The organism is Pseudomonas sp. NFX1 (genome assembly GCF_051123555.1).
Classification (GTDB): domain Bacteria; phylum Pseudomonadota; class Gammaproteobacteria; order Pseudomonadales; family Pseudomonadaceae; genus Aquipseudomonas; species Aquipseudomonas capeferrum.
Genome location: NZ_CP169366.1, coordinates 4,602,183 through 4,616,215, shown reverse-complemented (window position 1 = coordinate 4,616,215; position 14,033 = coordinate 4,602,183). Strand labels below are relative to the sequence as shown.

Sequence of the window (14,033 nt, the reverse complement as noted above, 5' to 3'; positions counted from 1 at the left end):
AGGTAAACAGCGATGGACACCCGCAACCCCCTTCTGCAACCCAGCAACGTACCTGTCGATTACGACGCGGTGACGCTGGATAACCTGCGTGCAGCGTTCGACTACGCGCTATCGGCTCATCAACAAGGTATCGCCCAAGCCCTCCTGGCTCAGCAGTCCATGCCGACCTGGGATGACCTGGTCATGGCGATCGATGACCTGGATGCACAACTGCTGGCGGTGCTGTATGCGGCTTCACCGCTGATGTACAAGGGTGCGCCATGGGTCGAACTGGTTGAAGAGTTGTACGGCGCCATGCTTGAGCGCTTCGAGCAGAAGATGGCCGACCCTACCTTGCAAGCGTTGTATGAGCGCCTGGCCAACAGCGCCATTGGCAAGCATTTGGACGCGCACAAGCAAGCGACCCTGCGCTGGTACCGTCACAACTTCGCCTTGCACGGTGCCTTGCTCGATGCCCCAGGCCGCATGCAACTTGCGGCCATCAATGCCCAGGTACGCGAGCTTGCCGGGCGGTTTGCCCAGAACATGGCGCGCCCGGGCACGCTCATCCTCGACGCCGGGCAATTGCAAGGCCTTGCTCCACGGTTGTTGGGCGAGCTGCAAGCCCAAGCGCTGCAGGTTGGGCAAGCCGGCTGGTTGATACCCGCAGACCAATACGTGACCAACACGGTCCTTGAACATGCCGCGAACCGTAGCCTTCGGGAGCAGATCTACCGCCACCAGCACAGCCGTGGGGTCAGCGCCGAGGTGCAGCATGACAATGGTCAGCTCTTGCTGCAGTTGGCCCAGGCGCGTGAACAGAAGGCACATCTGCTGGGCTATGCCGACTACCCGTCACTAAGCCTGCACTCGAAAAGTGCCGGCGGCCTTGCCCAGGTTCTGCGCTTTCTGCACGGCCTGGCAGCGCGCGTCAAACCGGTCATGGAAAAGCACCGTGTGCACGTGCAAGCGCTTGCTGACAAGCACGGCCTGGACACGGCGCAGCCATGGGACAGGCGCTACCTGCATCGGCTCGAAAACCCGGCTGGGCAGGCGCTCTCCATGGACAGCTTGCGAGCGTACTTTGCCCTGGACAACGTGATCGAGGCGTTGCTGACGCTTGCGCAACGGCTGTTTGGCCTGGTCTTGGTCCGCAAGTCACTGGCGACATGGCATGCCAGCGTCCAGGCGTACGAAGTCTGGCTGGACAATGCACTGACTGGCTTCCTTTACTTGGATGTCGTGCAATACCCAGGCAAGCAGCCGGGCCAGGTCGAAACCCGTTACATCCGTAACCGTCGGGTCGATGCCGAAGGGCGTTTCCACCCGGCCACCGTGGCGGTCTTCAGCGATATTCCCTCGACCATTGATGGTACCCCGCCCTTGCTGGACCACATGGCGCTGCGCAAGCTGTTCCATGAGTTCGGGCATGCCTTGCACCATCTGCTGGTGCGCACCAACAATCAGGTGCTTTCCAATGTCAGCGCGCTTGGCGCCGATGGTGTCGAGGTGTTCGGCAAGCTGTTCGAGCGCTGGGCGTGGGATGCTGGCTACCTGGCTGGCATTTCTGCGAACGCAGAGGCTGGACAGCTGGACGCGCAGCAGTTGGCCGCCTGCCTGGATGGCCTTCGCCAAGGGGCTGTCACGGACACTGCCGAGACCCTGGCGATGGCGCTGTTCGATCTGGATTTGCATGCCACGCCGAATGACGGCAGGCGCGTGCGGCAGCGCCTGGAGGATGCCCGGGCGCAGTGTGGGTACTGGCCGCTGGAAGCATACGAGCATCCGGCCCATGCATTCGATTACCTGCTGGATTACTACGACGCTGGCTACTACGCCTACCTGTGGTCTGATGTGCTCGCATTCGATCTGTTCTCGCGTTTTCAAGCCAGCGGCCTGCTAGACCGGGCAACGGGGCGTGATTTGCAAATGGCGTTGCTTGAGCCTGGCGCTTCCCGACCATTGCTTGAAGGTATGCACGCATTTTTGGGCCGCGCGGTGAGTCACGAACCTTTCCTGCGCTGGCATGGCCTGATTTGAGCCTGTACTGACCAGAGGTGCTGGCATGGATGCCCGCTTCTTTGTACTGTGTATAAACACAGTACAGGGGCGCGCCATGTTACCTCCAGCACCGCAAAAAGGCCGTGGTACGGCGCACAATCCGCACAACCGCTTCGCCCCCAACCGCTCGGTGGTGGAGGATGACGGCTGGTACCAGGAGGTGCCGATCAGCCAAGGCACCGAGGTGCGAATCGAGACGGCAAAGACGGTCATCAGCCGCAACACCTCGCCCGATCTGCCATTCGACCGCTCCATCAACCCCTACCGAGGTTGCGAGCATGGCTGCATCTACTGCTACGCCCGCCCCTCACACGCGTATTGGGACCTTTCCCCAGGGCTGGATTTCGAAACCAAGCTGATCGCCAAGACCAACGCGGCCGAAGTGCTCGAACAACAGCTGAGCAAGCCGGGTTACGTCTGCGCGCCCATCAACCTGGGCTCCAATACCGACCCCTACCAGCCCATCGAGCGTGATCACCTGCTGACCCGTCGCTTGCTGGAGGTACTCCTGCGCTTCCGGCACCCGGTGACCATCGTCACCAAGGGTTCGCTGGTACTGCGTGATCTGGACTTGTTGGCCGAGATGGCCAGCCAGCGCCTGGCGCGGGTGATGATCAGCCTGACGACACTGGATGACGACTTGAAGCGGGTGCTGGAACCGCGGGCGGCTTCGCCCAAGGCGCGGTTGCGGGCGATCCGGGTGCTGCGCGAGGCGGGGGTGCCGGTGGGGGTCTTGTGTTCGCCGATGATTCCGATGATCAACGACAGCGAACTGGAGCGCTTGCTCGAGGCCGCCAAGGAAGCGGGTGCCCAGAGCGCAGCCTACATGATGTTGCGCCTGCCGCTGGAAGTGGCGCCGCTGTTCGAGCAATGGTTGCAGGACCATTACCCCCAGCGTGCGGCCCATGTGTTGAGCCTGATTCGCCAGAGCCGCGGCGGTGAGCTGTATGACAGCCGCTTTGGTAAACGGATGCGTGGCGAGGGCATTTTTGCCGAGCTGCTGGCTCAGCGCTTCGCCAAGGCCGCGCGCAAACTGGCTTTTGAGGGGCGTGAAGCACAGGCGCTCGATTGCTCCAGGTTCTGCCCGCCTGGTGGCCAGTTGGCATTGTTCTGAAATGTGTTTTGAAGATGCAGAGGTGGCACGGTATATATCAATATGACATCTAATTGCCATCACTCAGTGATACTTCAGTGCGTGCAGTGATGTGTCGGCGCAGGCAGGGCGAAATACGGGGGTATCCAACTTCTAGCTGCTGGAGTTTAGGTAAGAATACGTCGCGTGCGAGTGTGAACTATGTCTAATTTTGCGCGCCATTTCATACTGGCAAGCATAGTGGCAATTAAATATCAAATTAATATTTCATGACGATCAAGTGTGGACATTGCAGAAACTGCCAGCCTGAAAGAGCGCGCCAAAAAGAAACTGGAGCGTGATGCCGGCCCCCTCATCATCGATGCGCTTAACGATCTCTTCGGGTGGCGGTTCGTCTGAGTCATCTTCTGGCGGTGAGTCTGCGGGTGCAGCGCCCAGCGGCGCTCAATCTGACTCATCCAGCGGGTCATCCGGTGCAGCGGGTGCCTCGGGTGCCTCAGGTGCCTCTGCAGGAGGTGGTGGTGAGACGGGGTCTGCCGAGACCTCAGCCAGTGGCGGTGGCTCAACCAGCGGCAGTTCGGGTTCGCAGGGTGGCACGGGTGCCAAAGGTGGTAATGCCGAAGGGGCTGGCAACTCAACCTCCAGCAGGGCAGGCACCGCAGGTCGCATAGCCCTGCAAATGGGCGCCAACCTCATGTCGGGGATGGGGCGGGCGGTGCAGTCACGCATCGACAATTCCCTCGCCGGGCGGGTTGCCATGGAAGTTTTCGAACCCGGTTCCACCCGCCGTTCAAACTTGGACACCCGGTCGTCCAGCCGTGACTTCGAACCGGATGCCGAAGTGAAGAACTTCAGCGAGAGCAAACAGGACAGGACTTGAACAAGGAGTGCTCATGAACTTTGCAAAAACGCTTCCAGCCGCCGTGCTGGCCGCCAGTTTCGCCGTTGCCCTGCCCGCCCATGCCGATGACCCTTGCGCCACTGTCCTGTGCATGTGGGGCAAGCTGAAGGGGGCGGGTGTGGTCGATAACTGCAGCGACCCGGTCAATGACTACTTCAGCATCGTCAAGAAGAGGAAGGGCAAGATCAACTGAGCCAGACCTCGGACGCCCGCCAGTCCTTCCTCGACCAATGCGAGGCCGCTGACCCGAAGGCAACCAAGTCGATCAACAACAAGTTCGGCAAGGTCATCTGAGGCGCGCCACGATGCCATTTGTCGCTGACGTTCCGCCCCCGGCCCTGAGCGAACCCATCGCCTGCTCGATCATGGCGGCGGTCAAATACGAGCTGCCGGTGAACATCGTCCTGGCCGTGTCCGGCCAGGAAGGTGGCAAGCCTGGCCAGTGGGTGCGCAACCACAATGGCACCTACGACGTGGGCCCCATGCAGTTCAACACCGCCTACCTGCGCGAGCTCTCGCGCTACGGCATCACCCCTGAGGATGTCGAGCAAGGCGGCTGCTACTCCTACGAGCTGGCCGCCTGGCGCATCCGTGGACACGTGCGCAATGACCGCGGCGACTTGTGGACGCGAGTAGCGAATTACCACTCGCGCACTCCCGCCATCAATGCACGCCGCCAACAGATCATGCGCCGCGCCGCCTACTGGGCCGATTGGCTGGACGCACGTTTTGCCACGCAGCAGGTAGCGCAGAGTGCGGTATTCTCCGACGCGCCGGTAAATGCCTCCGTGGTTGCGGTCGAAACTGCGCCGGCGGTGAAGGCGGAAATCGTGCTTCAGCCGGTCACACAGCAACCTGCGCCTACGTCAGGCTATGTGCCCCGGGGGCTGGTGATGGGGAGCAAATGATGGATTCGCTGGTCACAGTAGCCGCATCTCGAAACGATACAGGGACCCGCCGCGAGGCGGATGCAAGGAGAGAAAGATTGAACCTACCCACTCTCGGTATGGGCACTGCCGTTACCGACAAGGCATCGCGCCGCCCCTGCCGCCTCTGGCCGCGGCTGCGCCTTGGCGCGCTCGTACCCCTCGTGCTGGGAGCCTGCATGCTCCTGCCTGCCGCCTCTTCTGAACTTCAAGCCAAGGAGCTTTCCATGCAAGACAATCAAGGCCAGTACCAGCCCTACACCCCGGGCATGAAACTTCCCGAAGGCGTGTTCCCGCCGATGAAGGGTTATACCCATGAGGACTTGATTGGCGCTGCTGCCCTACCCGTAGAAGCGGTGATGAAGGCTGAGGGAATAGACCCCACCCTGATCAAGGAATCGCTCTTCGCCCTGGCCAAACACCTCAATGAGGCACTGGAGGCGCAGAACGTCGAGTATCAGATTTCGACCTGGTACCAGAAGCCTTACGACAATCCCGCTGACCGCACCAAGAGTGTTGCCGCCATGGGCGAGAGCTTTGGTGCTTTGGCGATCCGTGCTGCAGGGCAGTCGCTGCGAGGGTCCCCACTCTTGAACATGGGCGAAGCATTCTTCGAACGCTACACCCGAAGCGCCGGTGATGGTGTCCACGATCTGATCGTGACCCTAAACAAACCGGGTGCCTGATACGGGTTAGAGAATGTCTTGGAGCGTTCGTCCTGTCCTGGCGGCGGGATGATCCATAGGGATATGAAATGAGCGATGCAATGCGTTTTACGGTGTAGGCAGCGACGAGGTGCTGATGCTCTCCGATTACAGCCGCTTGTCGTTTGATGGCCGTTATTTCTGGGCCGTGCCGCAAGGGCAATTGGGCGAAGTGGTCGAACCTTGGCTGGTGTGGCGAAAAACGCCGTTGTAATCCAGTAGCTCGGTCGGGCCGTTGTAGGGGCAGCACAAGGCTGCCCCTTCAGCTAACCCTAGTACCACTAATCCAAGTGAATAATTACAGTAATGGTACTAGGCAACTGATGTTTTTTTGCTATTATTCAGACCCCGCCTTATCTATCTGGAACGCCTGTTCTAGAGCCTCTGAATTAAGTTTCAGTTAAGTTTTCCCCGTTAGCGTAGGCAATCAGTCAACGAAGACTGTGATTTGTGGCCTGTGCGTGTCATCTAAATCCCTGCATAGCCAGAATCTTTCACCGGTAAAATGGACTTGCCTACACACCGCCAAGAGGATGAATCATGCCCGTCAAGGACCCATCCAAGGTCGCTCCGGATGTACCCGCCGAGGGCGCCGATGCCGCTCTGAAGCACATCGTCGACGGCTTCCTGCGCTTTCATCATGACGTCTTCCCCGAGCAGCAAGAGCTGTTCAAGAAGCTCGCCACCGCGCAAACGCCACGCGCGATGTTCATCACCTGCGCCGACTCGCGCATCGTCCCCGAGCTGATTACCCAAAGCTCGCCCGGCGACCTGTTCGTGACCCGTAACGTCGGTAACGTAGTGCCCCCGTATGGCCAGATGAACGGCGGCGTTTCCAGCGCCATCGAATACGCTGTACTGGCCCTGGGCGTGCACCACATCATTGTCTGCGGCCACTCCGACTGCGGCGCGATGCGTGCGGTACTCAACCCGCAATCGCTGACCAAGATGCCGACCGTTTCTGCCTGGCTGCGCCACGCTGAAGTGGCACGCACCGTGGTCGAGAACAACTGCTCTTGCGGCAGCGAGCACGAGACCATGCAGGTGCTGACCAAGGAAAACGTCATCGCCCAGCTGCATCACCTTCGCACGCACCCGTCGGTTGCCTCGCGCCTGGCGGCCGGTGAGCTGTACATCCACGGTTGGGTCTACGACATCGAGACCAGCAAGATCGAAGCCTATGATGCTGCCAGCGACAGCTTCCTGCCCCTGGCTGCCGGCGAGCCGGTCCCCTGCGCTACTCCGAGAGGCCGCTACTAAGCGACCCTGACACCGTCAAAACCTTGATAGCCGGCTGCACCCTCTGGGGTGTGGCGCGGCCTTCGGCTGCCTTGAAATCCCTGACTGCCCTGCCGGCATGCTCGCCGGCAGCCCGCGCCTGCGCGCCTTTCAGGGGCCAACGTGCCCACGGCCAGAGGAATGGCCGTGCAACAGAAAATGGAGAAACAGGGTGAACATTACACAGTTGAAAGCGGCCTTGCCGCGAGAGTTGTTAGCGTCGGTGGTGGTATTTCTGGTTGCCCTGCCCTTGTGCATGGGCATCGCCATCGCATCGGGCATGCCGCCCGCCAAAGGCCTGATCACCGGCATCATCGGCGGGCTGGTGGTGGGCTTTCTGGCGGGTTCGCCGCTGCAGGTCAGTGGCCCGGCCGCAGGCCTGGCGGTGCTGGTGTTCGAGCTGGTGCGCCAGCACGGCGTGGCCATGCTCGGGCCGATCCTGCTGCTGGCCGGGCTGCTGCAGTTGTTGGCCGGGCGCTTTCGCCTGGGCTGCTGGTTCCGCGTCACTGCACCGGCAGTGGTGTACGGCATGCTGGCGGGTATCGGCGTGCTGATCGTGTTGTCGCAGGTGCATGTGATGTTCGACACATCGCCGCAGCCTTCGGGCCTGCAGAACCTGTTGGCGTTTCCTTCGACGCTGGCGGCTGCCCTGCCGATGGAAAGCGCAGGCGCGGGCTGGCAAGCCGGTGCGCTTGGCCTGGGCACCATTGCGGTGATGTGGGGCTGGGAGCGCTTGCGGCCACAGAAGCTGCGCTTTGTCCCCGGTGCCTTGCTGGGCGTGGCGGCAATGACGGCCATCAGCATGTGGCTGGCCCTGCCGGTGAATCGGGTGCAGGTACCGGCAGACCTTTCCGAGGCCATCGACTGGATCCGCCTGGATGACCTGATGAAACTGGCCGACCCTACCCTGCTGGTGGCTGCATTCGCCCTGGCCTTCATCGCCAGTGCCGAGACCTTGCTGTCGGCTGCCGCGGTTGACCGCATGCACAGCGGCCAGCGCTCGGACTTCGACCGTGAGCTGTCGGCCCAGGGCATCGGCAACATGCTCTGCGGTGTGCTGGGCGCCTTGCCGATGACCGGGGTGATTGTGCGCAGTTCGGCGAATGTCCAGGCCGGCGCACAAACCCGTGCCTCGGCGATCTTCCACGGCCTGTGGCTGTTGGCGTTCGTCGTGGTGTTGAGCAGCGTGCTGCAGCAGATCCCGGTGGCCAGCCTGGCGGGCGTGCTGGTGTTTACCGGCGTCAAGCTGGTGGACTTCAAGGCGTTTCGTGGGTTGGGCCGGTACGGCCGGATGCCGATGTTCACCTATGCAGCGACCGCCTTGGCGATCATTTTCACCGACCTGCTGACCGGGGTGCTGCTGGGCTTTGCCTTGACCCTGCTCAAACTGGCGTTCAAGGCGGCGCGGCTGAAGATCAACCTGGTGAGCCTGGCCAAGCCCGGGCACATGGAGTTGCGCCTGAGTGGCGCAGCAACCTTCCTCAAGGTGCCGGCGCTGACCCAGGTGCTGGATACGGTGCCGGCGGGGACCACCTTGCATGTGCCCTTGGGCAACCTCAGCTACATCGACCACTCGTGCCTGGAACTGCTTGAGGACTGGAGCCGCAGCAATGCAGCCAATGGCTCGCGGTTGCTGATCGAGCAGCGGCGGTTGAAGCGGCGCATCGAGGGGCGCTTGCGGACGACGGCGGGGGTTGGTGCTTAGTATTCAGCTGTTGTGTTGCCTGAGCGGGCCTCTTCGCGGGGCAAGCCCGCTCCCACAGTGGGTATGCAGTCCACCTTGTGGGAGCGGGCTTGCCCCGCGAAGAGGCCAGATCAGACAGCATCAATGCTGGATTCAGGCCGGCTGGCCCAGCTCTACACCCAGTTGGCGCGAAAGGCATGGCCAACGCTTCCAGGCAGCGCCCGTCTCGGCGCTGCACAAGGTATCGCGGTAGGCCTCTACCGATTCCTTGGCAAAGCTCTCTTCATTGAGCATTTCGTCAACCGAATGGTGCACCACTTCATCGAGCTGGTTGGCGAACGTCTCGCCGATCAGCTGATGGGCAATCAGGTTGGCCATGGTGGTATCGAACGGAATCAGCGGCTGTTTGAAGTGATGGATATACAGGTCGTTGACCTCTTCCACCAGGCGATGCGCCAGGTACGCTTCATCCAGCAGGCAGTCCAGGCCCACGTGCCCTTGCATCACGCTGGGCGGCTGCATGAAATAAGCTTCGGCAATTTTCAGCACCGGCTTGATCTGCGATTCGATGCCTGCTTCGCGGGCCACCTCGTGGGCAGCCTCCAGCAGCTCTGGAACCTGGTCAATGTAGGCGCTGACGAAACGCGCCAAAGTACCCTGGGCGTCCTGCTCAGGCAGGTGGATCGAAGGGTGCAAATGCGGCATTTGTTGCTCGAGTCGCGCTTTCAGTTGGTTGGTCTGGCGCTCGTGTTGATGGGCTTGGCTAATCTGCTCGCGTACAGCAGCGATGTTCATGACAACTCCAGGGACATTACGTTTCAAACGGAAGACACTAAATTAGCTCGGTATACAGAATACCTAAGACGCATTTGTTATAACCCGCGCAAACGTGTGCACGCTGTGGCATATCGGAATGCCATTATTGGGCCACATCCTATCAAGCACGCGGCTTTCAAGGCATTCGGGAAATTCATGAAGTTCATTTCACTGGTGTCATTGCGTGCCATTGGTCGCTGTCTATACTCCCGTTGAACGTGATTCGTTGATGAGGCCCGACTGCTTTTGCAGGGGCTCGGTCGTCGAAGCCAGGCAGTCTTGACCGCCGTTCCCTCTTGCCGCAGGCCACGCCTCCGGGACAACAAGAATTAGAAGGGGAACCCGCAATGATGCGACATCCACATGTCTGGATGGGCCTCCTGTTGTGGACAGTTTTCGGTCAGGCCAACGCCGCCTGGACCGTGAACATGGCGCCAGGGGCGACGGAAGTCTCCAACGCCGTCTTCGACCTGCACATGACCATTTTCTGGATCTGCGTGATCATCGGCATCGTGGTGTTTGGCGCGATGTTCTGGTCCATGGTCGTGCACCGCCGTTCGACCGGCCAGCAAGCGGCGCATTTTCACGAGCACACCTGGGTCGAAATCATGTGGACCGTGGTGCCGTTCCTGATTCTGGTGGCCATGGCCATCCCCGCCACCAAGACCCTGATCGACATCTACGACGCCAGTGAATCGGACATCGACATCCAGGTCACCGGCTACCAGTGGAAGTGGCACTACAAATACCTGGGCCAGGACGTGGAGTTCTTCAGCAACCTGGCCACCCCCGCCGACCAGATCCATAACAAGGCCCCCAAGGACGAGCACTACCTGCTCGAAGTCGACCAGCCGCTGGTGCTGCCGGTGGGTGCGAAAGTGCGCTTTCTGGTAACCGCTGCCGACGTGATCCATTCCTGGTGGGTGCCGGCCTTCGCGGTCAAGCGTGATGCCATCCCCGGCTTCGTCAACGAGGCCTGGACGCGTATCGAGAAACCCGGCATCTACCGCGGCCAGTGCACCGAGCTGTGCGGCAAGGACCACGGCTTCATGCCGGTGGTGGTCGAGGTCAAGTCCAAGGCCGACTACGACACCTGGCTCGGCGAGCGCAAGGCCGAGGCGGCCAAGCTCAAGGAGCTGACCAGCAAGGAGTGGACCCTCGAAGAGCTGGTCGAGCGCGGCGACAAGGTCTACCACACCACCTGCGTGGCCTGTCACCAGGCCGAAGGCCAGGGCCTGCCGCCGATGTTCCCGGCACTCAAGGGCTCGAAAATCGCTACCGGGCCGAAGGAAGGCCACCTCGGCATCGTCTTCCACGGCAAGCCCGGCACGGCCATGGCCGCGTTCGGCAAGCAGCTCTCGGAAGTGGATATCGCCGCCGTGGTCACCTACGAGCGCAACGCCTGGGGCAACAACAAGGGCGACATGGTCACGCCGAAGGATGTGCTGGCGCTCAAGCAGGCAGAAGCGCAATGAACCGGGTTACTCGCGGCAATCAATGGATTGCAGGAGACAGGACATGAGTGCAGTGATCGACGACCACGGCCACGGCCATGAGCACGCCCACGGCCCGGCCAAGGGCCTGATGCGCTGGGTGCTGACCACCAACCACAAAGACATCGGCACGATGTACCTGTGGTTCGCCTTCATCATGTTCCTGCTCGGTGGCTCGTTCGCCATGGTGATCCGCGCCGAGCTGTTCCAGCCAGGGCTGCAGATCGTCGAGCCTGCGTTCTTCAACCAGATGACCACCATGCACGGGCTGATCATGGTGTTCGGCGCCGTGATGCCGGCGTTCGTCGGCCTGGCCAACTGGATGATCCCGCTGATGATCGGCGCGCCAGACATGGCCCTGCCACGGATGAACAACTTCAGCTTCTGGTTGCTGCCGGCGGCCTTCCTGCTGCTGGTCTCGACCCTGTTCAGCCCCGGCGGCGGGCCCAACTTCGGCTGGACGTTCTACGCCCCGCTGTCGACCACCTATGCCCCGGCCAGCGTGACCTTCTTCATCTTTGCCATCCACCTGATGGGCATCAGTTCGATCATGGGCGCGATCAACGTGATCGCCACCATCCTCAACCTGCGTGCGCCGGGCATGACCTTGATGAAAATGCCGCTGTTCGTCTGGACCTGGCTGATCACCGCGTTCCTGCTGATTGCGGTGATGCCGGTACTGGCCGGCGTGGTGACCATGATGCTGATGGACATCCACTTCGGCACCAGCTTCTTCAGCGCCGCCGGCGGTGGCGACCCGGTGCTGTTCCAGCACGTGTTCTGGTTCTTCGGCCACCCCGAGGTGTACATCATGATCCTGCCGGCGTTCGGCGCGGTCAGCTCGATCATCCCGGCGTTCTCGCGCAAGCCGCTGTTTGGCTACACCTCGATGGTGTATGCCACCGGGGCGATCGCCTTCCTGTCGTTCATCGTCTGGGCGCACCACATGTTCGTGGTCGGTATCCCGGTGGTGGGCGAGCTGTTCTTCATGTACGCCACCATGCTCATCGCCGTGCCCACGGGGGTGAAGGTGTTCAACTGGGTCAGCACCATGTGGGAAGGGTCGCTGACCTTCGAAACGCCGATGCTGTTCGCCATCGCCTTCGTCATCCTGTTCACCATCGGCGGTTTCTCCGGGTTGATGCTGGCCATCGCGCCCGCGGACTTCCAGTACCACGACACCTACTTCGTGGTCGCGCACTTCCACTACGTGCTGGTGCCCGGGGCGATCTTCGGCATCTTCGCCTCGGCCTACTACTGGCTGCCGAAATGGACCGGGCACATGTATGACGAAACCCTCGGCAAGCTGCACTTCTGGCTGTCGTTCATCGGCATGAACATGGCCTTCTTCCCCATGCACTTCGTCGGCCTGGCAGGCATGCCGCGGCGCATTCCGGACTACAACCTGCAGTTCGCCGACTTCAACATGGTCTCCTCGATCGGCGCCTTCATGTTCGGCGCCACGCAGATCTTCTTCCTGTTCATCGTCATCAAGTGCATCCGTGGCGGTGCTCCGGCACCAGCCAAACCCTGGGATGGCGCCGAAGGCCTGGAGTGGTCGGTCCCCTCGCCTGCGCCTTACCACACCTTCCAGACCCCACCGGACGTGAAGTAGAGGTGCGCCCATGAACGGCCTTTCGCTCAAACGCCTGGTCTTGCGCCTGCTGATGCTGACGGTGGTGATGTTCGCCTTCGGTTTCGCCCTGGTGCCGATCTATGACGTGATGTGCAAGGCCTTTGGCATCAATGGCAAGACCGGCGGCCAGTACGAGGGCAGCCAGGTCAGCGACCCATCGCGCTCGGTGCGGGTGCAGTTCATGTCGACCAACGCCAGTGACATGGTCTGGGACTTCTACTCCACGGCCGACCAGATCGACGTGAATCCCGGTGCGGTCAACCAGATGATCTTCGTGGCGCGCAACCCGACCGACCGGCCCATGAGCGCCCAGGCGATACCTAGCATTACCCCGGCCGAGGCCGCGGCGTATTTCCACAAGACCGAGTGCTTCTGCTTTACCCAGCAGGTGCTGCAGCCCGGCGAACGTATCGAGATGCCGGTGCGCTTCATCGTTGACCGCGACCTGCCGGCCAACGTGAAGCACCTGACACTGGCCTACACCTTGTTCGACATCACCGCTCGCCACCCGCCGGTCGCGCATGTTGCGGCCCAGGACGTCCAGGGCGCCCGTTAAGGGAAGGAGAACAGCAATGGCAAGTCATGAGCACTACTACGTTCCGGCGCAGAGCAAGTGGCCGATCATCGCCACCATCGGCATGTTCATCACGGTGTTCGGCCTGGGTACCTGGTTCAACGACATGAAGGCCGGGCACCCCGACTCGCATGGGCCGCTGATCTTCTTCGTCGGTGCGTTGTTCCTGGCCTACATGCTGTTCGGCTGGTTCGGCGCGGTGGTGAAAGAGAGCCGCGCCGGGCTGTACAGCGCGCAGCTGGACCGCTCGTTCCGCTGGGGCATGAGCTGGTTCATCTTCTCGGAAGTGATGTTCTTCCTGGCCTTCTTCGGTGCGCTGTTCTACGTGCGGGTATTGGCCGGGCCCTGGCTCGGTGGCGAAGGTGCCAAGGGCGTCGCGCACATGCTGTGGCCGACGTTCGAATTCACCTGGCCGCTGTTGCATACCCCGGACCCGAAACTGTTCCCGCCGCCCAAGGAAGTCATCGACCCTTGGCACCTGCCGCTGATCAACACCATTTTGCTGGTCAGTTCGAGCGTGACCATCACGATTGCCCACCACGCCCTGCGGCGTGACCACCGTGGGCCGCTGAAGCTGTGGATGGCGCTGACCATCGTGCTGGGCCTGAGCTTCATCGCACTGCAAGCCTTCGAGTACCACGAGGCTTATACCAAGCTGGGGCTGACGCTGGGGTCGGGGATCTATGGCGCGACCTTCTTCATGCTCACCGGCTTCCATGGTGCCCACGTGACCTTGGGCACGATCATTCTGATCGTCATGTTCGTGCGCATCCTGCGCGGGCATTTCAATGCCGACAAGCACTTCGGCTTCGAAGCGGCCAGTTGGTACTGGCACTTCGTCGATGTGGTGTGGGTCGGGCTGTTCATCTTTGTGTACGTGCTTTGAAG

At 61.3% G+C, this 14,033-nt stretch carries 12 protein-coding genes; 11 read left to right on the top strand and 1 reads right to left on the bottom strand.

The genetic code is table 11. The features are described from left to right. Nucleotides 1-12: 12 nt before the first annotated feature. The 7 genes from DJ563_RS20735 (at nucleotide 13) to DJ563_RS20705 (ending at nucleotide 8,647) form a co-directional block, all read left to right on the top strand. Complete coding sequence (locus DJ563_RS20735; RefSeq protein WP_033702492.1) at nucleotides 13-2,019, top strand: M3 family metallopeptidase; 2,007 nt, start codon at nucleotides 13-15, stop codon at nucleotides 2,017-2,019. Between the two features lie 76 nt (nucleotides 2,020-2,095). Then, nucleotides 2,096-3,154 (top strand): PA0069 family radical SAM protein, encoded by a 1,059-nt coding sequence (locus DJ563_RS20730; RefSeq protein WP_227696627.1) that lies wholly within the window; start codon nucleotides 2,096-2,098, stop codon nucleotides 3,152-3,154. Nucleotides 3,155-4,026: 872 nt separating this feature from the next. Then, the gene (locus tag DJ563_RS20725) at nucleotides 4,027-4,227 is read left to right on the top strand and encodes a hypothetical protein (RefSeq protein ID WP_434518262.1); all 201 of its coding nucleotides are present in this window, start codon (nucleotides 4,027-4,029) and stop codon (nucleotides 4,225-4,227) included. Between the two features lie 112 nt (nucleotides 4,228-4,339). After that, nucleotides 4,340-4,942, top strand: a complete 603-nt coding sequence (locus DJ563_RS20720; RefSeq protein WP_434518261.1) for a muramidase — start codon at nucleotides 4,340-4,342, stop codon at nucleotides 4,940-4,942. 77 nt (nucleotides 4,943-5,019) lie between these two features. Next, nucleotides 5,020-5,646, top strand: a complete 627-nt coding sequence (locus DJ563_RS20715) for a hypothetical protein (RefSeq protein WP_434518260.1) — start codon at nucleotides 5,020-5,022, stop codon at nucleotides 5,644-5,646. 558 nt (nucleotides 5,647-6,204) lie between these two features. After that, entirely contained in the window at nucleotides 6,205-6,924 is a 720-nt protein-coding gene (locus DJ563_RS20710) for a carbonic anhydrase (protein ID WP_033702506.1), read from the top strand. 190 nt (nucleotides 6,925-7,114) lie between these two features. After that, entirely contained in the window at nucleotides 7,115-8,647 is a 1,533-nt protein-coding gene (locus DJ563_RS20705; RefSeq protein ID WP_274099692.1) for a SulP family inorganic anion transporter, read from the top strand. 132 nt (nucleotides 8,648-8,779) lie between these two features. On the opposite strand, the gene DJ563_RS20700 is transcribed toward DJ563_RS20705, so the two are convergent. Further along, complete coding sequence (locus DJ563_RS20700; protein WP_274097811.1) at nucleotides 8,780-9,421, bottom strand: hypothetical protein; 642 nt, start codon at nucleotides 9,419-9,421, stop codon at nucleotides 8,780-8,782. A 368-nt stretch (nucleotides 9,422-9,789) separates the two neighbouring features. Between DJ563_RS20700 and coxB the strand changes: the two genes are divergently transcribed. From coxB to DJ563_RS20680, 4 genes are read left to right on the top strand one after another with little or no spacing between them, the layout of a single operon-like run. Next, complete coding sequence (gene coxB / locus DJ563_RS20695) at nucleotides 9,790-10,917, top strand: cytochrome c oxidase subunit II (protein ID WP_274097810.1); 1,128 nt, start codon at nucleotides 9,790-9,792, stop codon at nucleotides 10,915-10,917. Between the two features lie 43 nt (nucleotides 10,918-10,960). Then, the gene (ctaD, locus tag DJ563_RS20690) at nucleotides 10,961-12,550 is read left to right on the top strand and encodes a cytochrome c oxidase subunit I (RefSeq protein ID WP_033702510.1); all 1,590 of its coding nucleotides are present in this window, start codon (nucleotides 10,961-10,963) and stop codon (nucleotides 12,548-12,550) included. Between the two features lie 10 nt (nucleotides 12,551-12,560). Beyond that, entirely contained in the window at nucleotides 12,561-13,127 is a 567-nt protein-coding gene (locus DJ563_RS20685; protein ID WP_033702511.1) for a cytochrome c oxidase assembly protein, read from the top strand. Nucleotides 13,128-13,143: 16 nt separating this feature from the next. Then, nucleotides 13,144-14,031, top strand: coding sequence for a cytochrome c oxidase subunit 3 (locus DJ563_RS20680; protein WP_274097809.1), 888 nt, complete (start codon nucleotides 13,144-13,146; stop codon nucleotides 14,029-14,031). Nucleotides 14,032-14,033 lie beyond the last annotated feature (2 nt).

Bases quoted from the DNA above. Each gene is read 5' to 3' on its own strand.
- DJ563_RS20735 (WP_033702492.1), top strand. From the start codon at position 13: ATGGACACCCGCAACCCCCTTCTGCAACCCAGCAACGTACCTGTCGAT.
- DJ563_RS20730 (WP_227696627.1), top strand. From the start codon at position 2,096: ATGTTACCTCCAGCACCGCAAAAAGGCCGTGGTACGGCGCACAATCCG.
- DJ563_RS20725 (WP_434518262.1), top strand. From the start codon at position 4,027: ATGAACTTTGCAAAAACGCTTCCAGCCGCCGTGCTGGCCGCCAGTTTC.
- DJ563_RS20720 (WP_434518261.1), top strand. From the start codon at position 4,340: ATGCCATTTGTCGCTGACGTTCCGCCCCCGGCCCTGAGCGAACCCATC.
- DJ563_RS20710 (WP_033702506.1), top strand. From the start codon at position 6,205: ATGCCCGTCAAGGACCCATCCAAGGTCGCTCCGGATGTACCCGCCGAG.
- DJ563_RS20700 (WP_274097811.1), bottom strand. From the start codon at position 9,421: ATGAACATCGCTGCTGTACGCGAGCAGATTAGCCAAGCCCATCAACAC.
- coxB (WP_274097810.1), top strand. From the start codon at position 9,790: ATGATGCGACATCCACATGTCTGGATGGGCCTCCTGTTGTGGACAGTT.
- ctaD (WP_033702510.1), top strand. From the start codon at position 10,961: ATGAGTGCAGTGATCGACGACCACGGCCACGGCCATGAGCACGCCCAC.
- DJ563_RS20685 (WP_033702511.1), top strand. From the start codon at position 12,561: ATGAACGGCCTTTCGCTCAAACGCCTGGTCTTGCGCCTGCTGATGCTG.
- DJ563_RS20680 (WP_274097809.1), top strand. From the start codon at position 13,144: ATGGCAAGTCATGAGCACTACTACGTTCCGGCGCAGAGCAAGTGGCCG.